This is a genomic window from Kitasatospora sp. NPDC001683, assembly GCF_053596495.1.
In genome coordinates this window covers 22,080-45,749 of sequence record NZ_JBSFGK010000024.1, presented here as the reverse complement: position 1 = coordinate 45,749, position 23,670 = coordinate 22,080, and the positions used below count along the sequence as shown (strand labels likewise).

The 23,670-nt window shown below is 71.3% G+C and carries 19 protein-coding genes and 1 riboswitch; of the genes, 8 read left to right on the top strand and 11 right to left on the bottom strand.

The window, feature by feature from the left end; all coding sequences use genetic code 11:
• Positions 1-88 precede the first annotated feature (88 nt).
• The 3 genes from ACWCYO_RS15600 to ACWCYO_RS15590 all read left to right on the top strand — a co-directional run bounded on the left by ACWCYO_RS15600 (position 89) and on the right by ACWCYO_RS15590 (position 2,583).
• Positions 89-955, top strand: coding sequence for a helix-turn-helix domain-containing protein (locus ACWCYO_RS15600; RefSeq protein WP_270151007.1), 867 nt, complete (start codon positions 89-91; stop codon positions 953-955).
• 29 nt (positions 956-984) lie between these two features.
• On the top strand, positions 985-1,194 hold the full coding sequence (locus ACWCYO_RS15595; protein WP_449784515.1) for a DUF397 domain-containing protein: 210 nt from the start codon (positions 985-987) through the stop codon (positions 1,192-1,194).
• A 375-nt stretch (positions 1,195-1,569) separates the two neighbouring features.
• Positions 1,570-2,583, top strand: coding sequence for a protein-L-isoaspartate O-methyltransferase family protein (locus tag ACWCYO_RS15590; protein ID WP_449784514.1), 1,014 nt, complete (start codon positions 1,570-1,572; stop codon positions 2,581-2,583).
• A 3-nt stretch (positions 2,584-2,586) separates the two neighbouring features.
• On the opposite strand, the gene ACWCYO_RS15585 is transcribed toward ACWCYO_RS15590, so the two are convergent.
• The 6 genes from ACWCYO_RS15585 to ACWCYO_RS15560 form a co-directional block, all read right to left on the bottom strand.
• The gene (locus tag ACWCYO_RS15585; RefSeq protein WP_270144236.1) at positions 2,587-3,069 is read right to left on the bottom strand and encodes a hypothetical protein; all 483 of its coding nucleotides are present in this window, start codon (positions 3,067-3,069) and stop codon (positions 2,587-2,589) included.
• An 82-nt stretch (positions 3,070-3,151) separates the two neighbouring features.
• Complete coding sequence (locus tag ACWCYO_RS15580) at positions 3,152-4,168, bottom strand: ribonucleotide-diphosphate reductase subunit beta (protein ID WP_270144234.1); 1,017 nt, start codon at positions 4,166-4,168, stop codon at positions 3,152-3,154.
• On the bottom strand, positions 4,168-6,573 hold the full coding sequence (locus tag ACWCYO_RS15575) for a ribonucleoside-diphosphate reductase subunit alpha (protein WP_449784533.1): 2,406 nt from the start codon (positions 6,571-6,573) through the stop codon (positions 4,168-4,170). The genes ACWCYO_RS15580 and ACWCYO_RS15575 overlap by 1 nt, the downstream gene beginning before the upstream one ends.
• Before the next feature lie 193 nt (positions 6,574-6,766).
• Positions 6,767-6,899, bottom strand: a riboswitch (cobalamin riboswitch).
• Between the two features lie 72 nt (positions 6,900-6,971).
• Positions 6,972-8,636 carry a glycosyltransferase family 39 protein gene (locus ACWCYO_RS15570; protein WP_449784513.1) on the bottom strand — a complete coding sequence of 555 codons (1,665 nt, stop codon included), beginning with the start codon at positions 8,634-8,636 and terminating at the stop codon, positions 6,972-6,974.
• The gene (locus ACWCYO_RS15565; RefSeq protein WP_270144230.1) at positions 8,633-9,697 is read right to left on the bottom strand and encodes a glycoside hydrolase family 26 protein; all 1,065 of its coding nucleotides are present in this window, start codon (positions 9,695-9,697) and stop codon (positions 8,633-8,635) included. Before ACWCYO_RS15565 ends, ACWCYO_RS15570 begins: the two co-directional genes overlap by 4 nt.
• Positions 9,698-9,702: 5 nt before the next feature.
• Positions 9,703-11,121, bottom strand: a complete 1,419-nt coding sequence (locus ACWCYO_RS15560; protein WP_270151003.1) for a glycosyltransferase family 2 protein — start codon at positions 11,119-11,121, stop codon at positions 9,703-9,705.
• Between the two features lie 430 nt (positions 11,122-11,551).
• Between ACWCYO_RS15560 and ACWCYO_RS15555 the strand changes: the two genes are divergently transcribed.
• The 3 genes from ACWCYO_RS15555 to ACWCYO_RS15545 all read left to right on the top strand — a co-directional run bounded on the left by ACWCYO_RS15555 (position 11,552) and on the right by ACWCYO_RS15545 (position 16,057).
• Positions 11,552-12,763 (top strand): GH12 family glycosyl hydrolase domain-containing protein, encoded by a 1,212-nt coding sequence (locus tag ACWCYO_RS15555; RefSeq protein ID WP_270144229.1) that lies wholly within the window; start codon positions 11,552-11,554, stop codon positions 12,761-12,763.
• 353 nt (positions 12,764-13,116) lie between these two features.
• On the top strand, positions 13,117-14,199 hold the full coding sequence (locus ACWCYO_RS15550) for a LamG domain-containing protein (protein ID WP_449784512.1): 1,083 nt from the start codon (positions 13,117-13,119) through the stop codon (positions 14,197-14,199).
• A gap of 160 nt (positions 14,200-14,359) precedes the next feature.
• Complete coding sequence (locus ACWCYO_RS15545) at positions 14,360-16,057, top strand: ArnT family glycosyltransferase (RefSeq protein WP_270144225.1); 1,698 nt, start codon at positions 14,360-14,362, stop codon at positions 16,055-16,057.
• Between the two features lie 10 nt (positions 16,058-16,067).
• Here ACWCYO_RS15545 and ACWCYO_RS15540 read toward each other — a convergent pair whose 3' ends face one another.
• Complete coding sequence (locus tag ACWCYO_RS15540) at positions 16,068-16,562, bottom strand: GNAT family N-acetyltransferase (protein ID WP_270144223.1); 495 nt, start codon at positions 16,560-16,562, stop codon at positions 16,068-16,070.
• A 400-nt stretch (positions 16,563-16,962) separates the two neighbouring features.
• Between ACWCYO_RS15540 and ACWCYO_RS15535 the strand changes: the two genes are divergently transcribed.
• Positions 16,963-17,910 (top strand): helix-turn-helix domain-containing protein, encoded by a 948-nt coding sequence (locus tag ACWCYO_RS15535; protein ID WP_270144221.1) that lies wholly within the window; start codon positions 16,963-16,965, stop codon positions 17,908-17,910.
• A gap of 7 nt (positions 17,911-17,917) precedes the next feature.
• On the opposite strand, the gene ACWCYO_RS15530 is transcribed toward ACWCYO_RS15535, so the two are convergent.
• The 4 genes from ACWCYO_RS15530 to ACWCYO_RS15515 form a co-directional block, all read right to left on the bottom strand.
• Complete coding sequence (locus ACWCYO_RS15530) at positions 17,918-18,745, bottom strand: histidine phosphatase family protein (protein ID WP_449784511.1); 828 nt, start codon at positions 18,743-18,745, stop codon at positions 17,918-17,920.
• Positions 18,746-18,900: 155 nt separating this feature from the next.
• Positions 18,901-20,511, bottom strand: coding sequence for a monocarboxylate uptake permease MctP (gene mctP / locus ACWCYO_RS15525; RefSeq protein WP_270144217.1), 1,611 nt, complete (start codon positions 20,509-20,511; stop codon positions 18,901-18,903).
• On the bottom strand, positions 20,508-20,771 hold the full coding sequence (locus ACWCYO_RS15520; RefSeq protein WP_270144215.1) for a DUF3311 domain-containing protein: 264 nt from the start codon (positions 20,769-20,771) through the stop codon (positions 20,508-20,510). The genes mctP and ACWCYO_RS15520 overlap by 4 nt, the downstream gene beginning before the upstream one ends.
• 483 nt (positions 20,772-21,254) lie before the next feature.
• Positions 21,255-22,046 carry a GntR family transcriptional regulator gene (locus ACWCYO_RS15515; protein ID WP_270144213.1) on the bottom strand — a complete coding sequence of 264 codons (792 nt, stop codon included), beginning with the start codon at positions 22,044-22,046 and terminating at the stop codon, positions 21,255-21,257.
• A gap of 336 nt (positions 22,047-22,382) precedes the next feature.
• On the opposite strand from ACWCYO_RS15515, the gene ACWCYO_RS15510 reads away from it, so the two are divergent.
• Positions 22,383-23,666: an extracellular solute-binding protein gene (locus ACWCYO_RS15510; RefSeq protein ID WP_449784510.1), complete on the top strand. Its 1,284-nt coding sequence runs from the start codon at positions 22,383-22,385 to the stop codon at positions 23,664-23,666.
• Positions 23,667-23,670 lie beyond the last annotated feature (4 nt).

The window sequence follows — 23,670 nt, the reverse complement described above, 5'->3', positions numbered from 1 at the left end:
CCGCCTCGGGGGAGGCGGTGATGTGGCACCAGATGAACTTGCCGATGCCGCCCCGGCGCGGGCAGCAGCCCCACTCGGAGGCCAACTCCTGGACGAGGAACAGGCCTCGGCCGCTCTCGGAGGTGAGGGTGCTCGCCGGCTCGGCTCGGAGCTTCGCCGTCTCCGCGAAGCTGCGGGCAAGGGCACCGAAGACGCAGCGAAGGCGCTTGCGTGCTCCCGCGCCAAGATCAGCCGCATAGAGACCGGAGCGTCGGGCGTTCGGCGCCTGGACCTGGGGGTCTTGCTGGATCTGTACGGCGTGAGTGGGAATGAACGTAGTGCTCTTGAGGAGTTGTCCAGGGATAGCAAGAAGCGCGGATGGTGGCACGACTACGGCGACACGATTCCGTCGGCCTATGCGGACTTCCTGGGACTCGAAGGGGATGCCCGGTACATCCGCACATGGCAATCGATGGTCGTGCCGGGACTGTTGCAAACCGAGCAGTATGCCCGCGCGGTACTGGAGGCCAACCCGGCTGCTGTTCGCCCGGAACGCATCGATCAACTCGTCAAGATTCGGATGGAGCGGAAGGAGGTTCTCTCCAGGCCTGACCCGGCCAGATTTTGGGCGATCATCTGGGAGCCTGTGCTCAGGTGTCTCGTCGGAGGCAGGAATGTCCAACGAGCGCAGCTTGATCACCTTGCCGTGGTTGCACAGCTTCCGAACGTAACCTTGCAGGTTGTTCCGTTGGATTTCGGCGCCACGGCTGGTGCGTGCGGAGCGTTCGTGATGTTCGGGTTCACCGACTCGCCGAATCCTGGGGCCGTTTTCCTGGAGACCCTGACGAGCAGCCACTACATGGAGCAGCAAGCAGAGCTGGACGGATATGGTCTGGTCTTCGAGTACCTCCGGTCTTCGGCCCTGAACCCTGCGAACTCGCTGGATATGATCTCCGCAATCGCGGCAGAGATGTGAGCACGAGACTAGACAGAGGTGTGAGCGCAATGGCCCTACCGGAGATGGCTGTTCGGGCTTGGTACAAGAGCAGCTACAGCGCTCAGGCGAATGATTGCGTGGAGACCGGTCGCCTTGCGTCGAACGGGATGGCCGTCCGAGACTCCAAGGATCCGGATGGGCCCACTCTGCTCTTCCCGGCTGAGGCGTGGGCGTCCTTCCTCGCCGGGGTCAAGGGTGGTGAGTTTCCGTCCCTCTGAACCAACAGCGATGCCCCGCACGGGCTGTGGCCGTGCGGGGCACCTTCGTCTTCGCCAGCGCGCGCCTCGGGTGTGTGCGCCCCTGGTGCGCCTTTGCGCGTCTGGCATCGAGGGCTGCTGCCACGCAAGGGTGGGCCCCGAACGTGTCCGTGCCCGAAGGGAGCGACGCATGGGGCAGCACGAGAAGCCGCCGCCGGACCCGGGGCAGGGAACTCCACCACCGGGCAACGCCGATGGGCAGGTCCCGCCTCCGCCGCCGGGGGACGGGAAGCACAAGAAGTGAGCGGTGACCTGGCTGACCGCCGCGAGCGGATGGACGCCGTGATGGAGCAGCGGGGCGCGTGGCCGGCTGACTCGCCGTGGCTCCGTGAGGCCATGGCAGCGCTGCCTCGTGATGCGTTCGCGCCGGATCGGTTGTGGCGGTGGGACGGGTACTCGTACGTGCCGGTCGACCGTGCGAGCGACCCGGCCGGCTGGGCGGACGAGCTCTACGCCGATCCGGATGCGGCGGCGGTCACCCAGGTCACCGATGGACTTCCCTCATCGAGCCTCTCCGGGCCCTCGGTGGTGGCGGACATGCTGGACAGTCTGAGGCTGGAGCCCGGCCACACGGTTTGGGACATCGGCACAGGCCAGGGCTGGAGTTGTGCACTCGCCGCCTGGCGCGCGGGGCCCGGTTTGGTCGTCTCCACCGAGATAGATGAAGGCCTTGCCGTTCTCGCTCGCAAGCGGCTTGCGGCTGCCGAGGTGTTCGTCGGCAACGCCATGAGGAGTGTGCCGCCCGGTGGCCCGTTCGACCGGATCCATGCGACCTACGCCGTCGAGACTGTTCCGTACGAGTGGATCGAGGCGGCCAAACCAGGCGGGCGGATCGTCTACCCGTGGGGTCGGCTCGGGCACGTGGCGCTCACGGTGGCCACCGACGGGCGTACCGCGAGCGGCTGGGTGCAGGGCCTCGGGCAGTTCATGGCCGACCGGTCCGGGCCGGTCCCGGTCTCGGGCGGCTACGCGCAGGTGCGCGGCACCGGCGACCCGGAATCCGAGCGGATCGTCGAACGCGACCTCGCCCCGCTCGCCGACAACTGGGACCTGCGGTTCGCGGTGCGCGTCGCCGTCCCGGACGCCATCCTGATCACCGGCCGGGACGAGGACGGCGTCAACGCCTGGATCCACGACGGCAACGCCTCGTGGGCGGCCCTGTCCGCGCGGGGCGACGGCAGTGCTGTGCTGCACCAAGGCGGCCCGCGCCGCATCGGGGACGAGTTGCTGACCGCCTGGTCGCAGTGGGAGACCCTCGACCGGCCGACGCCGTACGACTACGGGATCACCGTCACTCCGGAGCAGCAGTGGGTGTGGCTGCGCGAACCCGCTCTGAAGTTCGCTCCGTAGGCGTCAGTTGGGGCCGAAGTTGTCGTACCAGAACAGGCAGAACCTCAGCAGCGCGCCCGGGGCGCCGGCGCCGAAGGCGAGGAGCATGGCTTGGCCGACCGCCACGTCGGTGGGGTCGATGCCCTGGGACCAGTTCACCCGGGCGTCGAGGCCGGGGATGGTGCTCCCCGGGGCGTACGAGCGGTAGGTGCCGCGGGCGTGGGCGATGAGCACGCCGTTGCGGCGCAGTTCGGCCCGGCGGAGGCTGGTCGGCCTCAGCTCGTAGGCGCGGTCGCCGACAACAGCCGTGCGGGTGCGGTTGCGGGCCCGGGTGGTCGGCACGTCGTGCCCGTTGATGTTCATCGCGCCGTGGTCGCGGTCGGGCACCACCGTGACGGTGGGCATCCCCGCCCCCTGCACGCGGGCGATGACGGACGGCCAGCGGTCGTGGCTGATCTGTATCGGCCCGAACGGGCCCTCGATCACACGTTGTTGGAGCTTGGGCATTGCCTGGGCTACTCCTGAACGCCGGGTAGCGAACAGCGGAGCTGCCATCTCGGCAGCTCCGCTGTTCGCTGGACGACCTGTCTTAGAACTCGTCGTCGAAGGACACCGAGCCCTCGACCGCGACCTGGTACGCCGACACGCGACGCTCGAAGAAGTTGGTCAGCTCCTGGACGTTCTGGAGCTCCATGAAGCCGAACGGGTTGGTGGACCCGTAGCGGATCGGGAGGCCCAGGCGGGCGAGTCGCTGGTCGGCAACCGCCTGGAGGTACTCGCGCATGGACGCGGTGTTCATACCGGGCAGGCCGTCGCCGCACAGGTCCTGGGCGAACTGGAGCTCGGCCTCGACGGCCTCCTCCAGCATCTCCGTGACCTGCTTGGCCATCTCGTCGTCGAAGAGGTCGGGCTCCTCCTCGCGGACGGTGTCCACCACGGAGAACGCGAAGTCCATGTGCATGGACTCGTCACGGAACACCCAGTTGGTGCCGGTCGCGAGACCGTGCAGCAGACCGCGCGACCGGAACCAGTACACGTACGCGAACGCGCCGTAGAAGAACAGGCCTTCCACGCACGCGGCGAAGCAGATCAGGTTCAGCAGGAAGGCCCGCCGGTCCTCCTTGGTCTGCAGCGAGTCGATGTGGTCGACCGCGTTCATGTACTTGAAGCAGAACTTGGCCTTCTGCGCGATGGAGGGGATGTTCTCCACGGCGGCGAAGGCGGCCGCGCGGTCCTCCGGGTCGGGCAGGTAGGTGTCCAGCAGCGTCAGATAGAACTGGACGTGCACGGCCTCCTCGAACAGCTGGCGCGACAGGTACAGGCGCGCCTCCGGGGAGTTGATGTGCTTGTAGAGGCTCAGCACGACGTTGTTGGCGACGATCGAGTCACCGGTCGCGAAGAAGGCGACCAGGCGGCCGATCATGTGCCGCTCGCCCTCGCTGAGCTTGGCGAGGTCGGCGACGTCGGAGTGCAGGTCCACCTCCTCGACGGTCCAGGTGTTCTTGATCGCGTCCCGGTACCGGTCGTAGAACGACGGGTAGCGCATCGGGCGCAGGGTCAGCTCGAAGCCGGGGTCGAGCAGCATCTTGCGGTCGTCGGCAGTCATTACTGGCAGGCCTCGCAGGACTCGGGGTTCTCCAGGGAGCAGGCGATGGCGGCTTCCTGCTCCGGGGTGAGGGCGGGGGTGTTGACCGGCACGGGCGCGGCGGCGCGGGCGGCGCCGGAGGCGGCCTGGGCGATGCGGGTCGCCGGGCGCGAGCGCAGGTAGTAGGTGGTCTTGAGACCGACCTTCCACGCGTAGGCGTACATCGAGCTGAGCTTGCCGATGGTCGGCGCCGCCATGAACAGGTTGAGCGACTGGCTCTGGTCCAGGTACGGCATGCGCGCCGCGGCCAGGTCGATCAGCGCGCGCTGCGGCAGCTCCCAGGCCGTGCGGTAGAGCGAACGGACCTCGGCCGGCAGCCAGTTGAACTCCTGCACCGAGCCGTTGGCGTCGCGCAGGGCGTCGCGGGTCTGCTGGTCCCAGACGCCGAGCTCCTTGAGTTCCCGCACCAGGTACGGGTTGACCTGCAGGAACTCGCCGGAGAGCGTCTCGCGCTTGAACAGGTTGGACACCTGCGGCTCGATGCACTCGTACACGCCGGCGATGGACGCGATGGTCGCGGTCGGGGCGATCGCGAGCAGCAGGGAGTTGCGCAGGCCGGTCTCGGCGATGCGGGCGCGCAGGGCCGTCCAGCGGTCGGCCCACTGGGGGGCGGCCGTCGGGAAGTGGTCGATGTGCAGCTCGCCGCGCGCCGCACGCGTCTCGCCGTAGGCCTCGTGACGGCCCAGCTGTTCGGCCAGGTCGGCGGAGCGCTCGTAGGCGGTGAGCATGATGCGCTCGGAGATGAGCGTGGACAGCTGCTTCGCCTCGGCCGAGTCGAAGTCGATCCGCAGCTTGAAGAAGACGTCCTGCAGGCCCATCACGCCGAGGCCGACCGGCCGCCAGCGCGAGTTGGACGTACCGGCTTCGGCGGTCGGGTAGAAGTTGATGTCCACCACGCGGTCGAGGAACGTCACGGCGGTACGGACGGTGGCGTCCAGCCGCTCCCAGTCCATCGCGCCCAGCAGGTCGTCCGCTGAGGCCCCGGCAGCCACGTGCGCGCCGAGGTTGACCGACCCCAGGTTGCAGACGGCGGTCTCGGAGTCGTCCGTGACCTCCAGGATCTCGGTGCACAGGTTGGAGGAGTGCACCGTGCGGCCCGGCAGCGCGGTCTGGTTGGCGGCGCGGTTGGAGGCGTCCTTGAAGGTCATCCAGCCGTTGCCGGTCTGCGCGAGGGTGCGCATCATGCGGGCGTACAGGGTCTGCGCCGGGATGGTGCGCACGGCCTTGCCGGCCAGCTCGGCCTTGCGGTAGGCCTCGTCGAAGTCGGCTCCCCACAGGTCGACCAGTTCGGGCACGTCGGCCGGGGAGAACAGCGACCAGTCCTCGTTGGCGTTGACCCGGCGCATGAACTCGTCCGGGATCCAGTGCGCCAGGTTGAGGTTGTGGGTGCGGCGCGCCTCCTCACCGGTGTTGTCGCGCAGCTCGAGGAACTCCTCGATGTCGGCGTGCCAGGTCTCCAGGTAGACGCAGGCCGCGCCCTTGCGGCGGCCGCCCTGGTTGACGGCGGCGACCGAGGAGTCGAGGGTGCGCAGGAACGGGACGATGCCGTTGGACTTGCCGTTGGTGCCGCGGATCAGGCTGCCGCGCGAGCGGATGCGCGAGTAGGACAGGCCGATGCCGCCGGCGTGCTTGGACAGGCGGGCGATCTGCGCGTAGCGGCTGTAGATCGAGTCCAGGTTGTCCAGCGGCGAGTCGAGCAGGTAGCAGCTGGACATCTGCGGGTGCCGGGTGCCGGAGTTGAAGAGCGTCGGCGAGGAGGTCAGGTACTCCAGGCGGCTCATCAGGCCGTACAGCTCGGCCACTTCGCGCACCGACTGCTCGGTGTCGCCGACCGCCAGGCCGCAGGCGACGCGGAGCAGGAAGTGCTGCGGGGTCTCGATGACCTTGCGGGTGATCGGGTGGCGCAGCAGGTAGCGGGACTGGACGGTGCGCAGGCCGAAGTACTCGAAGCGGTCGTCGCCCGCGGTGTCGATCAGGGCGTCGAGGGCGGCGGCGTGCTTGGCGACGAAGGCCGCGGTGGTGTCGCCGATCAGGCCCTCGGTGTGGCCGACGGCGATCGAGGCGGAGAAGGAGACCGAGCCCTGGCTGTTCGCCTCGTCGACGATCTCCAGGGCGAGCAGGCGGGCCGCGAGCTTCGAGTACTGGGGGTCCTCGGCGATCATCGACGCGGCGGCGTCCACGGCCAGCCCGCGCAGCTCGGCGAAGTCCGAGCCGGCGTGGCGACCGCGCAGCGCGGCGGCGGCGACATGGCCGGGGTCGACCTCGGTGAGGTCGGCGCTGCGGTCGGTGAGCAGCCGCAGCAGCGCGCCTCCGGGGTCGGAGACCGTCGGGTCGGTGAAGGCGGTACCGGAGCCCTGGGTGGGCAGGGTGGCTGAGGCAGCGGTGGTCAAGGCGCTCTCTCCTGGCGGCGATCGGCGGCGTGATCGGGGTCACCCGGGCCGATCTGGGCAGGGGAGCACGGCGCGAACGCGGGGACGCGTCGCGCGAGGTGTCTCCCCGGCCCGCCCGCGAGGCCCGGAGGGGTGGTGCTGAGTGCCGGCGCGGCCTCTGCGGGAGGGCCGTGGCGCACGCTGTCCGGCAGGTACTCGGACTCGCGGGTACGGCTGTTGGGGCCGCCCGCACACCGCTGCGGGGCAGTCCCGGACTCTCACCGGGTTCCCCTGCATCGACAGCAGGAGTGAGCATACATGTAGTGCCGGCTGACTGCGGCGGCACCATATGTTGTGCCTGTCGTGTCGTGCGCGCCGACGGGCTGGGCGGCCCGTCAGTGCTTCAGGTAGACCTTGTACGTACTCGAATCGCCGGTCGGGGAGGTGAATTGGGCGATCAGCCGGTAGTGCCCGCTGGCGGTCAGGGCGGCGCTCAGCGCCCGGTCGGTGGCCTCCGGGGCGGTGCTGTCGAGGACGACCATGGTGAACCAGCCGTCCCGGATCGCGGCGGTGCTGCCGTCCTCGCCGTGGTGCTGCATTCCGGCGCCGTCGCGGTAGTCCGTCCCGGCCCGCGCGGAGACCCACTGTTCGGGCTTGGAGACGCTGCCGAGGTAGTACTCGGCGAGTCCGTCGACCTCGGTGAGGTAGTGGCCCTGGGGAACGGCGTGGGCCCGCAGGACGGCCAGCAGGCGGCCGGAGTCGGGCCCGTTCTGGTAGCGCAGGGCGGACTGCTCCATGCCGAGGGCGAGCAGCGCGACCCAGACCAGGATGCCGAGTTGGGGGTGGCGGAAGTGGGCGCCGACCAGCCGGGTGAGGCCGAGCCCCGCGATCGGGGTGGCGAGCAGCATGCCGTAGCCGAGGTGGCGGAACAGCGCCCCGGAGGTGCCGGTCGACAGGTGGACGGCGGGGATCAGCAGCGCGGTGGCGGTCAGCACGGCGCCGAGCAGGACCCGCCCCGCCCGGGTGGTGGCGGCGCGCTCGCCCTCGGGCGACTCGTGTTCGGTCATCTGCTCGCGGCGGGCGTACGAGATCGTGCCGGCCACCGCGAGGACGGTGAACAGTCCGCCCCACTGGAGGGTGCCGAGCAGGATGGAGCCGGCCGAGCCGGGGGCGTTGCCGTGCGCGGGGGACCAGTGCGCGACCTTGCCCAACTGGCCGTAGGGCAGCAGCAGGAGGGCGGTGCCGACGGCCAGCAGCAGGGCGCGCAGGGCGGCCGGGCCGGGCCGGCGGTGCGGCCAGGCGCAGGCGAGGGCCAGCAGGACCAGGGCGGGGACGGCCAGGACCGCCGAGTACGCGACGGCACAGGCCAGCGCGGCGGGCGGGGCGGCGGTCAGGACCAGGGCCGGTGAGCGCCGGGCGGTGAGCACCGTGAGCCAGGCCGTGAGGGCGACCAGGAGGACGGCGAGGGACTCGGGGGCGCCGTAGAAGCCGACCACGACGGTGGACTGCAGCACGGCGTAGGCGGCTATGCCGCAGATGGCGACCCGTTCGTTGAACAGCCGCCGGGTCAGCGAGTACAGCAGCACCGTGGTGAGCAGTCCGAAGCCGAGGCTGAGCAGCCGGGTGCCCCAGATGCCGCCCGCGTTCGCGGCGGCGCCGGCCAGCGGCGGGTACAGCCACGGCGAGCCGGGGACGCGGTCGAGCAGGTCGGTGGTGACCGGGGTGCCGTGCAGGAGGTGGTCGAGCTGCTGGCGGCCGGCGACCATGGCGGCGGCCTCGTCGGGGTGCGCGGCGGCGAGCAGGCGCAGCGAGAGCGCGGCCTGGACGGCCAGGACGGCGCCGAGCAGGCCGCGGGCGATCCAGCGCCGCCGGGGGCTGGAGGCCGGGTCCCAGCCGATCGCGGGGACCTGCGGGATGGTGTACGGGGCCAGCTCGACGCCGTCGGGGTTGTCCACGGCCACGGCCACGGCCGCGGCTCGGCGGGGTGCGGCCCCATCGGGGGCGATCGGCTCGGCGTCGAGGGGGTGCTGGGGGGAGGACTCGGGCTCTGTGCTCATCATGGGTTCCGGATGTCGAAGCCGTAGCGGGGGGCGGACACGCGCTTCTTGAACTCGGCGAGGGTGTCCGGAACGGTCTCGACCCGCCAGTCCGCCCGCTTGATCATGTTGAACCAGATGAAGCCGACGATGTCGTCGTGCGCCTCCAGCCCGGTGAACAGCTGGTCGACGAAGTCGCGCTGGTGCCTGCCCTGTTCGGCGGCGGTCTCGCTGATGAAGAAGGGCTTCTTGCAGAAGGTGCGGATCTCGGCCATCGTCGCGCCGTACAGGGCCTCGAAGGTCTTGGGGCTGTCGTTGGTGAAGTAGCCGGTCATGCCGGCCCAGTCGACGTAGTCGTCGCCCGGGTAGTACGGCGCGAGGCGGGTGTTGGGCGCGGGGACGGTGATGTTGGGGCTCCAGACCCAGATCACGTTGGTCGCGCCGGCCCGGTCGAACAGGTCGTGCACGTGGCGCCAGGCCGCGACGAAGTCCTGGGGGCTGGCGGTCTTGCGGCCCCACGGGTACCAGTCGCCGTTCATCTCGTGGGCGATGCTGATGGCGATGGGCTGGTCGAGCTTGGCGACCGCCTTGGCCACGCCGCGCACGTAGTCGTCGGTGTCGCCGGCCGCGATCGAGGCGAGCGAGTGGTCGTACGGCTCCCAGGCCATGAAGGGCAGGGCTCCGGCCTGGTAGATCCGGCGCACGCCGGCGGTGTCGAAGCCGCCCTTCCAGTGGGCGTAGTACTCCAGGATGTTCGGCTGCTTGCCGATCGCGGCGGTGTAGCCGGGCAGCGCGTCCATCGAGGCGGGCACGTCGGGCAGGGCGGCGCCGAGGTACTTGCGGCCCGGCTTGAGCAGCGGGGTGACGTCGTACGGGACGCCGGTGGGCAGCGCCCTGGGCTTGGCGGGGGTGCTCGGGGTGGCGCCGGGGCCGGTGGCGGTCGGCGCGGCCTGGGCGAGGTCGTCCTGCAGGGCGAAGCCCGGGTCGGCGGGGCCGCAGGCGGCGAGCAGCAGCAGGGTGGCGGTCAGCAGCGGGAGCGCCAGTCGACGACGGAGCAGGCCGGCCCGTCGGGGATGGGCGGACATGGCGATCACGCTGCTTCCGTGGGGCGCGGCTGGACGAGGACCCGGCCGACGATGGTGGCGTAGAAGAGGCCGGAGGCGAGGACCAGGGCGAAGTTCAGCGGGCCCATGGTGAGCATCCGCCAGATGCTCGTGCCGACCCAGAGCAGGGCCGTCCCGCCGCCCCAGACGATCACGCCGAGCCAGAACCGGCGGGTCTTGTTCTTCTTGGCGCCGCTGGAGCCGGTCGGCTGCCAGGCCATCCGGTTGCGGCGCACGATGTCCCAGATGGCGAAGACGTGCGCCCAGCCGTACATCATGCGGGCGGCCCAGGCCTCCAGCCGGTAGGGGTTGCGGTGCCAGAGCGGGAAGATCACCGTCGCGTAGATCAGGCCGGGCAGCACCAGCGCGGTGTTCTGCCAGCGGACCAGGTCGGGGCGGGCGAGCAGCAGGATGATCGGGACGAGCGGCGAGACGAGGGTGAACAGCGCGGTGTGGATGTAGTAGAAGAACCCGGACAGGTAGCAGGCGCGGGTGACCGGCCGGAGCTTGGTCTGCCAGAACTTCTTGCTGCCGAGCAGGCTCATCGAGCCGGTGCACCAGCGGTACTGCTGGTTGAAGAAGCCGCCGACGTTGTCGGGGCAGACCCCGGTGGCCAGGGCGATGGGTATGTACTGCAGGTCCCAGCCGAGGCGGCGCAGGTCGAAGCCGGTGTGGACGTCCTCGGAGTGGCCGATCAGCGTGGTGCCGCCGTTCTCCTCCAGGGCGGCGCGCCGGTATATCGCGCAGCTGCCGACGCAGATGGCGCCGTCGTTGCGCTGCCGGGAGACCTGGACGGTCCGGTAGAACAGCTCCTGGACGGCGCCCGCGCCGCGCTCGATCCAGTTCTGCGAGTCGAGGATGCGGAAGAACTGCGGGGACTGGACGATGCCGAGGCGGGGGTTGGCCGCCATGTAGGGGAGCATCTCGTCCAGCAGGTCCGGCCGGGGCGCGAAGTCGGCGTCCAGGATGAGGATGTAGTCGCTGTCGGAGTTGCGGAAGCCGAACTGCAGGTTCCCGGCCTTCTTGAACCAGCCGAGCTTGTCGCGGGTGCCGTAGACGAATTCGAAGTCGACGGCCATCTGCGCGAGCTGGGGGCTGTTGCTGTCGTCGAGGACGTACGGCGTGACCTCGCCCGGGTACTGGTCGCGCAGCCTGGCGACGTGGGTCCAGGTGTTGTGCAGGACCTCGATCGGCTCGCCGGCGACGGGCAGGAAGACGTCGACGGTCGGATAGCGCTCGGGCCGCCAGGACTTGACCAGCTTGCGGTGCGCCGCGAGGTCGAAGGTCTCGTTGAAGCCGTGCACCCAGCGGGATATCAGGTAGTAGACGATGGTGAAGGCGAGCGGGGGCACGAAGACGAGGAACCAGGGCGTCGCCTTGAGCAGCCCGATCTCGCTGGCCACCATGCAGGCGAAGCTGACGAGGGAGAAGCAGGTCAGCACCCACAGGTGGGTGCGGGCGTAGAGGTACTTCTCGGTGTTGTCCGGCGGCTGGGGGAGCAGGCCCCACTGGTTGCGGGCGGCCGGGTCGCGCCGGCTCCGGCGACGTGAGACGGGTGGTTGACCGCTGCCCGCGAGTCGCGCGCTCTCGGTGACAGTCACGTGCTCTACTCCCCCGGAAGCCGTCTTGTATCTGAACCTTCCCCGCCGGTCGGCCGTTGTCGGTCGGGCTCGCGGGGGACGCCAGGATCGTACGGGACCGGTCGTGGCCGATTCGCTCCCCCCTCTACCGTCGGCCATCCGGAACCGATATCGAGTTCCGATCGTGATGTGCACGGAGGTGCAGACGGAGCACTTGTGTACGGTTGTCCGCCCAGGGGGCGAGGACGGAAGCGTGATGAACATCGAGGTCGGTGGGGTGCGGCGGGCCGCGCGGAGGCTGCGGGCGGTCGCCGCGTTCGGTGCGGTCACCGCACTGCTGGCCGGGTGCAGCGGCCAGGTCGGGGCGGTGGAGCAGCCGCCGGCCGCCTCCGCGTCGACGGCGAGCCTGTGCTCGACCCCGCAGAACCCCTTCCCCAAGCTGGCGTTGGACGGCGGGTCGAAGGTCCTCGAACCGAACCCGTGGAACACCGCGGGAACCATCTGCGTGGACCCGGTGGACGACACCGGCTTCACGGTGTCCCAGATCCGCGACTTCGTCCCGAAGAACCCGCTGGCCCCGGGCGCCTACCCGAACGTCTCCACCGCCCCCGGCGCGAGCGGCCTGCCGGTGCCGGTCAGCGCGCTCGGCGACGCGACCGCGGACTGGGACGCCAACGGCCGGGTGAGCGGCTCCTTCAACCTGTCCTTCGACCTCTGGTACGGCTCCAGCCCGGACAACTGCCTGCCGGGCGAGAGCGCCGAGCTGATGGTGTGGCTGGACTCCACCGACAGCGTGCGCCCGGCCGGGGACAAGGTCGCCGACGCCCAGCAGTTCGGGGACGCCGCGTACAACGTGTTCCAGGCGCCGATCACCGGCCCGCACAGCGTGATCAGCTACGTGCGCACCACGCCGACCCACACCACCCGGGCCCTCGACCTGCGGCTGTTCACCGCCGACGCGATGGCCCGCGGGTACGTCCCCAAGGGCTCCTACCTGTGCCGGGTGCAGGCGGGCTTCGAGGTGTGGAGCGGCGGCACCGGCCTGCGCAGCGAGTCGTTCGCCTTCCACAACCGGGTCGGCCTGCCGGTCGGCGAGATCCCGGCCGGGGCTCCTGGGATCTGCCTGCGGCACGGCGGCGGCCCGGGGGGCGCCGTGGTGAGCGTCGGGGCCTGCGGCGACCCGGGCTCGTCGACCAGCTGGACGGTGGGCAACGACGGTTCGCTGCGCGGGGGAGCGGCCTGTCTGGTGCCGGGCGCCGACCGGACCTCGGTCACGCTGGCCGACTGCACCGGCGGCTCCGGGCAGCGCTGGGTGCCCACCGCCGGGGGGCGGTTGATGCACCAGGACTCGGGCCTGTGCCTGGGCACCGCGGGCGGTGCGCTGGCGGACGGTACGGCGGTGCAGCTGCGGACGTGCGCGGACGTGGTCTCGCAGCGTTGGCGGATCCCGTACAACGGGGTTGCGTGAGGCGGCTGTTCGTCGCCGGCCGGGCCGGCATCGACGCTTCGTCCGCGCAGCCCCCGGGGGGTTCGTCCGCGCACCCCCCATGGGAGTGGTCGGCCCGATGCCCTAGCATTCCGGCCATGAGCGATCGACCGGTACCGAGTGGCGAGCCGGGGCAGCCCTACCCGCCACCGCAGCAGGCACCGGCCGGGGGGCCCGCTCCGGCCACCGGTGTGCCACCGCAGTCTCCGAGCGGTGCGTTCGGCCCCGCGACCGGCTTCGGGCCACCGCCCGGTGCGCCCGGCCAACCACCCCAGCAGATGACGCCCCGTTCGCAGCCGGTGCCGCCGGTGCCGCAGCCGGGTGGAGCAGCGCCGGTGCAGCCCGGGCCGGTGCAGCCGGGGCCGGTGGCGGCCGGTCCGGTGGCGCCGCAGCCGCAGCCGCAGCCGCAGCCGTTCCCGCAGCAGGCGCAGCCGCCGCAGTCCTTCCCGGCGCCGGGGCAGCCGGGCCAGCCGCAGCAGCCCGCGCCGCAGTGGCAGCAGCAGTCCGGCTTCCCGCCGCCGGCCTCCTCGTCCGGCACCCCGGACTGGGAGGCGCTGGCCGAGCAGAACGAGAAGTCCGCCAAGCGCGGCCGCCGGCTCAAGCTGATCGGTGCGCTGACCGCCGTGGTGGTCGTGGCCGGCGCCGGCGCGGGCTTCTGGCTGTACAAGAAGGACGGCGACAAGAAGCCGGGCCCCGTCGCCACCTCGCCCGGCCCGTCCTCCGCCTCGAGCAGCGCCCCGCCGGTCAAGGGCATCACCAGCCCGCCGACCGTCGGCACCCTGGCGGCCAAGAAGGGCCCGGCGCTGAACCTGGGCGCCGACGCCCAGCCGGGGACGATGAGCGGCTTCTCCGGACAGGTCCTCAAGCTGCCCAGCGGTCAGGACTCCTTCGCCTCGACCTCCGGCCAGGTCGTCGACGTGAGCAAGAGCTTCACCGTCTCCGCGCGGGTGCTGGTCGACAAGCCGGACGGCAACCGCAGCGCGGTCAGCCAGGGCGACGGCCAGTACTACGCGTACTCGCTGGGGCGGGCCGGCAACAACGGACACGACCAGTGGTACTTCAAGGTCCAGATCCCGGGCGGCGGTTCGGCGATCGCCTGGTCCAAGGCCGACGCGACGGTCAACCAGTGGGTGCTGCTGACCGGCGTGTACGACGACTCGTCGCAGACGCTCACCCTGTACGTCAACGGCGCCCCGCAGTCCTCGGCCAAGTCGGCCGGGGTGCAGCCGTCCGGCAACAACAACCTGCAGGTCGGGCGGCTGAGCTCGAACGGGCAGTGGGCCGACCCCTGGCACGGCGCGGTGGCCGACATCCAGGTGTGGAACCAGGTGCTGCCGGAGGCCGACATCGTCAAGATCGTGGCGGGCCCGAGCTCGCCCCCGTCGGTCCCGCCGGCAGCCGCCTGGCTGAACGGCTGAGCCGGCCCGGGGCCGATCGCCCCGGAACCCGTCCGGCCCGAGAACGAAGAGCCGCCCCGCACCGCCACCACGGCAGTGCGGGGCGGCTTGACGCACGCCCCGGAGCGTGGGGCGCCCTCGGGCGCATCCGGAGGCAGAGCCCCAGATAGGAGCACCACTGATGAGCGCGGACGGTCGCTGGATCCGGCCCGAGTCCACCCGCAAGCCCGTCCTGGGCCCCGCCGGGGCCCGCCCGGGCGCGGGCGTGGCGCTGGGCGAGCGCGACCGTGCGGCCGCGGCCGTGCCGGCGCCGTCCGCGACCGACCGGCGGCGGCGCAAGCCCGGGCTGCTGCCCCGGGTGCCGCACCCGGCCCGCCCGGCGCTGCGGGCCGACTGGCTGCCGCTGCTGGCGGTGCTGCTGGTCCAGGGCGCGCTCTCGTACCACCTGATCGTCAGCAACACCGCCTTCATCGACGAGGGCACCTACATCTACTCCGGGTACCAGGAGATCGCCCACCTGCGGCACGGCACTCCGGTGTCGACGTACGAGACCTTCTTCTCCGGCTCCCCGCTGATCTACCCGGTGGTCGTGGCCGTGGCGGACTTCGTGGGCGGGCTGAACGGCGCCCGGCTGCTCAGCCTGGCGTTCATGCTCTCCGCGACCGTGGCCGTCCACCTGGCGACCCGGCGGCTGCACGGCTCGCCGGCGGCCTTCTGCGCGGCGGCGGCCTTCGCGGCGCTCGGCCCGACCCAGTTCCTGGGCGGGCTGGCCACCTACGACGCGATGGCGCTGGCGATCCTCGCCTGGGCCGGCTACCTGGCGGTGCGGCTGACCACCGGCGGCGGGTACCCGAGCCTGGTGGGTTCCGGGCTGCTGCTGGCCCTGGCGGGTGCGACCAAGTACGCCGCGCTGCTGTGGGTGCCGGTGGTGTGCGGCATCGCGGTGCTGGCCGGGACGGGCGGCCCGGTGCGCGCCTGGGCGCGCTGGCGGCGCGGGCTGCTGGTGCTGCTGACCTTCGCGGTGGCGGTCGGCGCCGCGGCCCTGGCGGCCGGTCAGCGGTACGTCGACGGCTTCAACCACACCACGCTCCAGCGCGCCCCGGGCCATGACGCCTACTCCTACGTGGCGAGCGAGGCCGCCCGGTGGGTGGGCCCGCTGCTGGTGGTGGCGCTGGTCGGGGTGCTGGCGCAGCTGGTGCCGGCGCGCCGGCGCGGCGGCGCGGCCTGGACGGAGTTCTGGCTGGCCGCGCTGCTGCTGGTGGCCGGTCTGCTGGCGCCGGTGAACCAGATCCGCATCCACACCTGGCTGTCGCTGCAGAAGCACGTGGACTTCGGTGCCTGGTTCTCGTGCATCGTGGTGGGCGCACTGCTGGCCCGCGCGGTGCTGTGGCTGCGCGGCCGCGTCCACGTCACGGCCGGGATCGTCGTCGCCGCCCTGGTGGTGGGCCCGCTGGCCTGGGTGGGGGCGGCCCAGGGCCGGGAGATGTTCGGCGAGTGGTCGAACTCGAAGGAGTTCGTCGCCGCGCTGGAGCCGTACGTGGTCAAGGGCGACGACCGCTACCTGGTGGAGAACTACAACGTCCCCGCCTACTACCTGCGCAAGCAGAGCAACTGGCAGCAGTGGCACGACCTGGTGGCGGTGTTCCGCCGGGACCCGGCCACCGGCCAGACGCAGAACGGGGTGCCCGCCATCCAGGCCGGGATCGAGGCGCACGAGTGGAAGGTGGTGGTCCTGGACTTCACCCAGACCGGAGCCACCGACCGGGCGATCCAGCCGACGTTGAAGGCGGCCGGCTACCGGGTGGCCACCGTGGTGAAGAGCGGCGAGCACGGCCGCTACACCGTCTACCTGGCCCCGGGGTACGACAAGCGGCCGTGACTGCAGGAGCTCAGAAGGTCATGGTGTAGACCATCAGGTCCATCCCCGGGTACGGCGCCCAGTCGCGCTCCGGGGTGCGCCGGAAGCCGACCCGCTCGTAGACGCGGTGGGCGGTGGTCATCTCCGGGCGGGTGGAGAAGGCCATCCCGGCCAGGCCGAGTTCGCGGCTGCGGGTGAGGGAGGCGCGCACCAGGGCCTCGCCGACGCCGCGGCCGCGGGCGAGGGCGGCGGTGGCGAGCATCCGTATCTCGCCCTCGCGCGGGGTGGCGATGTCGGCCCACTCGGTGCCGCCGACGGCGAAGGTCACGCAGCCGAGGACCCGTTCGTCCGCCGCGTCGACCGCGACCAGGAGCTCGGCCTCCCGGGACCGGCGCCCGGCGTCGCGCAGCAGGTCGACGTAGCCGCTGGTCGGGCTGGTGAAGCCGTCGCCGACGAAGGCGTCGACGGTGATCCGGCCGGCCGCTTCGAGGTCCTGGGGGAGGGCGTGGCGGATGAGGTAGTCCATCGGGCCAGTGTGCCGGAGCCGTGCGGGGTCCTGATTTCGGGGGTCGAGCGGACCGGGAGCACGGCCGGGTCGGCGGAGGGGCGCAGCGAGGCGGCGGGCATGGTGCCGTACAGCCGGTCGGCGCGGGCGGGGTCGGCCGGGTAGCCGCCGGCGCGGTGGTGGTTGTCGCGGCCGGCGGCGGGGCCGCGGGAGAGTTCGCGGCCGATCAGGGTGCCGAGCAGGCCGAAGCCGCCGACGGCGCCGACCAGGCCGAGTGCGCTGGCGAGGGTGTCGGTGTCCATGGCCACCACTGTGGCCGGGCGGCCCGGGTGTCCACGAGTGGCAGGAATGCCGGGTTGCCTCGAAATCCTGTCACTCCGCCTCTTTCGCCGGCCCGGCCGGTCGGGGCATCCTGGGCGGCATGCTGAAGAACGTGGTCGCGGTGGTGCTGGAGGAGGTCCACCCGTTCGAACTGGGGGTGGCCTGCGAGGTCTTCGGCCTGGACCGCACCGCGGACGGGCTGCCCGGGTACGACTTCGCGCTGGCCGGCGCCCGTCCGGGCCCGCACGCGACCCACTCGGGCTTCGCGGTGGACGTCCCGTACGGCCCGGAGCGCCTCGCCGGGGCGGACCTGGCGGTGGTCACCGCCTCGGGGATCCGCGAGCGGTACCCGGAGCCGCTGCTGGAGGCGCTGCGCGCGGTGGTGGCGGGCGGCGGCCGGGTGCTGTCGATCTGCAGCGGCGCCTTCGTGCTGGGGGCGGCCGGGCTGCTGGACGGCCGCCGTTCCACCACTCACTGGCGGCACAGCGACGAGCTGGCCGAGCGCTTCCCGGACACGGTGGTCGAGCCGGACGTGCTGTACGTGGACGACGATCCGGTGATCACCTCGGCCGGTACGGCGGCCGGCATCGACGCCTGCCTGCACCTGGTGCGCAAGGTGCAGGGCGCCGAGGTGGCCCGGGGGATCGCCCGCCGCATGGTGGTGGCGCCGCACCGGGAGGGCGGGCAGGCGCAGTTCGTGAACCGCCCGCTGCCCGAGGGCGGCGGTGACTCGCTGGCGCCGCTGCTGGACTGGCTGCGCCACCATCCGGACCAGGAGGCGAGCGTCGAGCAGCTGGCCGCCCGGGTGCACATGTCGCCGCGCACCTTCGCCCGGCGCTTCCAGCAGGAGACCGGTACCACCCCGCACCGCTGGCTGGTGGGGCAGCGGGTGCTGCTGGCCCAGCGGCTGCTGGAGTCGACCACCGAGTCGGTGGACGCGATCGCGGCCCGCTGCGGCTTCGGCAACGCGGCGGCGCTGCGGCACCACTTCGGGCGCCGGCTGGGCACCACGCCACTGGCCTACCGGCGCTGTTTCTCGGACGTGTGACGGACGGTCAGCCGGCGCCGGCGTGCAGGTGGTCGACTTGGTTCCAGCGGTCCGGCCGCAGCCGTCCCTCCTGGGCCCGCCAGAGGCTGGTGGAGCAGTTGTGCACCGGCTCGAGCGCGGTGAGCTGCTGCTCGGTGAGCCGGTCCAGCGCGTAGCGCAGCATCAGCACCGTGCAGTCGTGGGCGACCAGCAGGACGGGCCGTCCGGCGTCCTCCTCGCAGACGTCCCGCAGCAGGCTGCGCACCCGCAGGGCGACGTCGGCCCAGGACTCGCCGCCGGGCGGGCGGTAGTACAGCTCGCCCATCTTGCGCCGCCGGGCGGCCTCCTCCGGGTGCTTGGCCTCGATGGCGGCCTTCGGCAGCATCTCCAGGACGCCGAGCTCGCGGTCGCGCAGCCGCTCGTCGTAGCGGACGGCCAGGGTGACCGGCACGGCGCCGAGCCCGGCGGCCTGGGCGAGCGCGATCCGGGCGGTCTCGGCGGTGCGCACGTACGGCGAGCACCAGACGCTGCGCGGGCGGTCGGCGCTGGGCAGGGCGGCCCACCAGCGGCCGAGCGCCTGGGCCTGCTGCCGGCCGCGCAGCGACAGCGGGATGTCGGCGTCGCGGCAGCTGATCGGGACGCTGAGCGCGCCGGCGGCCTCGGCCAGCTGGAACTCGACGTTGGCGGTGGACTCGCCGTGCCGGGTGGCGATCAGCACGGACGGCAGCCGGGTGGCCGCCGAGCCGTTCGCGGCCACGGCGGTCAGCGTGGGCGGGTGCTGGGTGGCCTGGTGCTGGATGGCTTGGTGCTGGGTGGACTTGTGTTGGCCGTTCAGGGTGGTGCCGGATTCTGCCATGGCCGCGAGCTCCCCGTGGTCGATCAGGTTCCGGCCGGATGCCGGTCCGGTCTGGTGGTGCCCGGCGTGCACGTCTGTTCATGCATATGATCGTGCCGCCTCCTCCAGTGTTCACGGAGAAGGCGGCACGGTCACAGGGCGCGTGCAGTGCCAAATCAGTGCGCCGCTACGGGCTCCGGCGCGTTCTCCAGCTCGTCGTCGCCGGCCTCGGCGCTGTAGTCGGAGGGCTTGGTCTCGTCGACCCCCACCGGCGCCTTGACCGCCCGCAGCACCAGGGTGAGCACCACGGCGACGACCAGGTTGAGCACGAAGGCGGTCAGGCCGATGTAGCCCAGCTCGCCGATGCCGGGGATCTTGGCCGCGTTGCCGCCGAAGTGCTTGGTCGCCGGGCTGGCCAGCCCGTAGGCCAGCCAGGTGCCGTAGACCATGCCGGCCGCCCAGCCGGCGAACAGCGCCCAGTGGTGGAACCAGCGGGTGAACAGGCCGCCGACGATCGCCACGAAGGTCTGCAGGATCCACAGGCCGCCGAGCAGCTGGAGGTTGATCGCGGCCTGCTTGTCCATGCCGAGCACGAAGACCAGCGCGCCGACCTTGACCAGCAGCGAGACCAGCTTGGCGACCCGGGTCTCGTCGGCCGGGGTGGCGGCGGGCTTGAGCCACTCCTTGTAGACGTTGCGGGTGAACAGGTTGGCCGCCGCGATGGACATGATGGCGGCCGGCACCAGCGCGCCGATCCCGATCGCGGCGAAGGCCACGCCGGTGAACCAGTCCGGGAACATGCTCGCGAACAGCTGCGGCACCGACAGCTGGGAGTTGTAGCCCTTGACCCCGCTGCCGACGCCCGCCGCGATCGCCATGAAGCCGAGCAGCGCCAGCAGGCCGAGCATCAGCGAGTACGCGGGCATGATCGCCATGTTGCGGCGCACGGTGTTGCGGGACTTGGAGGCCAGCACGCCGGTCACCGAGTGCGGGTACATGAACAGCGCCATCGCCGAGCCCAGGCCCAGCGTCGCGTACGTCCACTGCTTGTTGACCGGGACGGTCATCGCCCCGGCCTTGGTCTGCTTGAAGTGGTCCGCGGCCGCGCCGAAGATGTGCCCGTAGCCGCCGAGCCGGATCGGGATGTAGATCACCGCGACGATGATCACGATGTAGACCAGGGCGTCCTTGACGAAGGCGATCAGCGCCGGGGCGCGCAGGCCCGAGGAGTAGGTGTAGGCGGCCAGCACGCCGAAGGCGAGGAACAGCGGCAGGTCCTTGACGAACCAGTTGGCGTTCTCCCCGCCGCCCACGCCGAGCACGTCCAGCACCGCCTGGATGCCGACCAGTTGCAGGGCGATGTACGGCATGGTGGCCAGGATCCCGGTCAGCGCGACGACCAGGGACAGCGGCCGGGAGCCGTAACGGCCGCGGACGAAGTCCGCCGGGGTCACGTAGCCGTGCACCCGGGAGACCGACCAGAGCCGGGGCAGGAAGAGGAAGACCAGCGGGTAGGCGATGATCGTGTACGGCACCGCGAAGAAGCCCGCCGCACCGGTCGCGTACACCGCCGCCGGGACGGCCACGAAGGTGTACGCGGTGTACAGGTCGCCGCCGAGCAGGAACCAGGTCACCCAGGTCCCGAAGCTGCGCCCGCCCAGGCCCCACTCGTCCAGGTGGGCCGCGTCGTCCGCGCGGCGCCAGCGGGAGGCGAGGAAGCCCATCACGGTGACCAGCAGGAAGAACAGCACGAAGACCGCGAGGGCCGTCACATTGACGTCCTTCATCGCGCACCGCCCGTCCGGGCCGCCTTGCGGGCCTTCTCGTCCCGGTTGATCAACAGGTAGGCGGCGACCGTGAAGACGGCCGACACCGGCACCCAGAGCAGCTGGTACCAGTAGAAGAAGGGCATCCCGGCCACCGCCGGGTCGGGCTTGTCGTACGAGGAGACCCAGAGCATCGCGACGATCGGCACGAGCAGGGCGAGTGCGGCCAGCACCCGTTCGGGGGTCACCGCCGGGACGGGCTCCCCGGCTGGCTCGGGCATGACAGCTTGGTCGGGGTCTTGATCAGAGGGCATCTTCGGCTCAACTCCGGAGGGTTCTCCCCGTCGGCGCCGCAGCCCCCGGAGGCACCGTGCACCCCCCGCGAGCCCGCCGAGCAGCACCATCGGTGATCGGCAGTCAGTATGGCTGCGCAATCTAGAGCATGGAGTGATCCATGTCACCCGATATGGCGCAACTTCCCGCCATCCGGACGCTGCTACTCGCCCGCGCTGCTACTCGCCCGCGCTGCTACTCGCCCGCGCTGCTACTCGCCCGCTCGCCTCCGGGCTGCTCTGACCCGGTGCCGACGGTCGGCGCTCCCTCGCTCCTGCGTCGCTCCCTCGCTTCTCCCTTTCGGCGCCGGCGCGGCCCTTCGGCTCGGGGCGGGTCACTCGCCCGCTCGCCTCCAGGCAGCCTCAGAGCGGAACGGGCACCGGCGCGCGGGTCGCGTGCGCCGGTGCCCGTGGTGGAGCGGGGGCGTGCGGTTACTCCGGACGCTTCAGCCGGGTGATGAACTTGTAGCGGTCACCGCGGTAGATCGAGCGGACCCACTCCACCGGGTTGCCCTCGCCGTCGAAGGAGTGCCGGGAGAGCTGGAGCATCGGCAGGCCGAGGTCGGAGCCGAGCAGCCCGGCCTCGCGCGGGTTGGCGAGGGTGGTCTCGATGGTCTCCTCGGCCTCGGCCACGGTGACCCCGTAGACCTCGCGCAGCGCCGCGTACAGCGAGTTGTGCTTGGCGAGGTTGCGCCGCAGGGCGGGGAAGCGCTTCGCGGACAGGTGGGCGACCTCGATGGCCATCGGGTCGCCGTTGGCCAGGCGCAGCCGCTCGATCCGCAGCACCCGGCCGCCGGGCTTGATGTCCAGCAGCGGGGCGAGCCGGTCGTCGGCGGTGATGTAGCCGATCTCGATCAGCCGGGAGGTGGGCTCCAGGCCCTGGGCGCGCATGTCCTCGGTGTAGGAGGTGAGTTGCAGCGCCTGGGCGACCTTGGGCTTGGCCACGAAGGTGCCCTTGCCCTGGATGCGCTCCAGCCGGCCCTCGACCACCAGTTCCTGCAGGGCCTGGCGGACGGTGGTGCGCGAGGTGTCGAACTGGGCGGCCAGCGCGCGCTCGGGCGGGACCGGGGTGCCCGCGGGCTGGGTCTCGGTGAGCTGGAGGAGGTGGCGCTTGAGGCCGTAGTACTTGGGGACGCGCGCGGTCGGGTCGGCGTCGGCCGGTGCCGGGAGGTTCTTCACCTCGGGGTCGTCGGCCTGGGCGGTGGTTCCCCCGTCGCTGCTCATCGGACCTGTTCTCCCGCTTCTCGCGGGGCCTTCTGCCGCCCCGCCACATCGTTAACGGACCACATCGTTGCATGTATGGCTACGGAACGAATACCTCATCACGCGATGAACGATGTGCGGTGTCGGCTTGATAACGGGTGGTCGAGATCGGTCGAGCAGCCGTTGACAGGCCCATTGGTCTAGGCCAAGCTCCAGGCATCTGGTCTACACCACTAGGCCGGCAACGATGAATCCCCCACCCGTTCGAAGGGGTTCGCGGCACCCGTTCTCCCGCTTTGCGTGGATCTGCCGCTGCCGCCCGACGGGGGTAACCCAGGCATCCCTCAGGAGGATGGCGTGAAGCGTCAGCTCATCGCGGCGGTCGGCGTCGCGGCAATGGTCGTCGGTCTCGCGGCTTGTGGCTCGGACGGCAAGAAGGACGGCGACTCCAAGTCGTCCTCCACGGCCGCCGACCGGTACAAGGGCAAGACGCTCAAGGTGTGGACCATGACCGGCTCGGCCCCCAAGGGCTGGACCGAGGCGGTCAAGACCGAGTTCGAGACCACCTACCCGGGTTCGAAGGTCGACTTCCAGACCCAGGAGTGGACCGACATCGGCCCGAAGGTCACCGCCGCGCTGTCCGAGGGTTCGGTCGACGTGCTGGAGCTGGGCAACACCCAGACCGCCGGCTACGCCGCCACGGGCGGTCTGCTGGACCTCACCAAGGACAAGTCCGCGCTGGGTGGCGACGCTTGGGCCGCCAACCAGAACGAGGCCGCGATGCTGGACGGCAAGCAGTACGCCGCCCCGTGGTGGGTCTCCAACCGCGTGGTCGCGTACAACAAGGACCTCTGGGCCAAGGCCGGCCTGACCGCCGCGCCGAAGACCCTGGACGAGTTCTACGGCGACCTGGACAAGCTGAAGGCCACCGAGGGCGTCGCCGACCCGATCTACCTGCCGGGCCAGGAGTGGTACACCTACTTCGGCCTGCTCACCGGCGAGGGCGGCAAGATCGCCAAGAAGGACGGCGACAAGTGGGTCGGCGGCCTGGAGTCCCCCGAGGCCCAGAAGGCCTTCGAGACCTACAAGAAACTGCAGAGCTACTCGGTCACCGGTCCGAAGGACAAGGACGAGGCCACCCCGCAGCAGAAGGACGTCTTCGCCAAGGGCAACGTCGGCACCATGATCGCCCTCGGCTGGGAGCTCCCGGACCCGAAGGACATGCCCAAGGACAAGATCGGCTTCTTCCCGCTCCCGGGCAAGACCGCCGACAAGCCCTCCGGCGTCTTCATCGGTGGCTCGAACCTCGCGATCGCCGCGCAGAGCAAGAACACCGACATGGCGAAGGACTTCCTGAAGATCGCCCTCAACGACAAGAACGAGGGCCTGGTCGCCGCGGCCGGCAACATCCCGAACAGGCCGGCCCTGAACAGCCAGCTCACCGGTGACTTCGCGCAGGCCGCCCAGGCCGCCACCGCGGTCGGCGGGATCACCCCGAACACCCCGAACTGGGCCAGCGTCGAGAACAAGCCGAACCCGATCAAGGACTTCCTGACCGCCGCGCTCCAGGGCGGCGACTACGCGGCCACCGCGAAGAAGTACGACGACGAGATCGCCAAGCGGCTCAACGAGAAGAACTGAGCAC

What these genes read in the sequence shown, in the direction of transcription:
- ACWCYO_RS15585 (WP_270144236.1), bottom strand. Translation starts at nt 3,069, where the DNA reads ATGCCCAAGCTCCAACAACGTGTGATCGAGGGCCCGTTCGGGCCGATA.
- ACWCYO_RS15560 (WP_270151003.1), bottom strand. Translation starts at nt 11,121, where the DNA reads ATGGTGGCCAGCGAGATCGGGCTGCTCAAGGCGACGCCCTGGTTCCTC.
- ACWCYO_RS15530 (WP_449784511.1), bottom strand. Translation starts at nt 18,745, where the DNA reads ATGGCAGAATCCGGCACCACCCTGAACGGCCAACACAAGTCCACCCAG.
- ACWCYO_RS15545 (WP_270144225.1), top strand. Translation starts at nt 14,360, where the DNA reads ATGAGCGCGGACGGTCGCTGGATCCGGCCCGAGTCCACCCGCAAGCCC.
- mctP (WP_270144217.1), bottom strand. Translation starts at nt 20,511, where the DNA reads ATGAAGGACGTCAATGTGACGGCCCTCGCGGTCTTCGTGCTGTTCTTC.
- ACWCYO_RS15580 (WP_270144234.1), bottom strand. Translation starts at nt 4,168, where the DNA reads ATGACTGCCGACGACCGCAAGATGCTGCTCGACCCCGGCTTCGAGCTG.
- ACWCYO_RS15590 (WP_449784514.1), top strand. Translation starts at nt 1,570, where the DNA reads ATGGCAGCGCTGCCTCGTGATGCGTTCGCGCCGGATCGGTTGTGGCGG.
- ACWCYO_RS15535 (WP_270144221.1), top strand. Translation starts at nt 16,963, where the DNA reads ATGCTGAAGAACGTGGTCGCGGTGGTGCTGGAGGAGGTCCACCCGTTC.
- ACWCYO_RS15565 (WP_270144230.1), bottom strand. Translation starts at nt 9,697, where the DNA reads ATGTCCGCCCATCCCCGACGGGCCGGCCTGCTCCGTCGTCGACTGGCG.
- ACWCYO_RS15540 (WP_270144223.1), bottom strand. Translation starts at nt 16,562, where the DNA reads ATGGACTACCTCATCCGCCACGCCCTCCCCCAGGACCTCGAAGCGGCC.
- ACWCYO_RS15555 (WP_270144229.1), top strand. Translation starts at nt 11,552, where the DNA reads ATGAACATCGAGGTCGGTGGGGTGCGGCGGGCCGCGCGGAGGCTGCGG.
- ACWCYO_RS15520 (WP_270144215.1), bottom strand. Translation starts at nt 20,771, where the DNA reads ATGCCCGAGCCAGCCGGGGAGCCCGTCCCGGCGGTGACCCCCGAACGG.
- ACWCYO_RS15570 (WP_449784513.1), bottom strand. Translation starts at nt 8,636, where the DNA reads ATGATGAGCACAGAGCCCGAGTCCTCCCCCCAGCACCCCCTCGACGCC.
- ACWCYO_RS15515 (WP_270144213.1), bottom strand. Translation starts at nt 22,046, where the DNA reads ATGAGCAGCGACGGGGGAACCACCGCCCAGGCCGACGACCCCGAGGTG.
- ACWCYO_RS15595 (WP_449784515.1), top strand. Translation starts at nt 985, where the DNA reads ATGGCCCTACCGGAGATGGCTGTTCGGGCTTGGTACAAGAGCAGCTAC.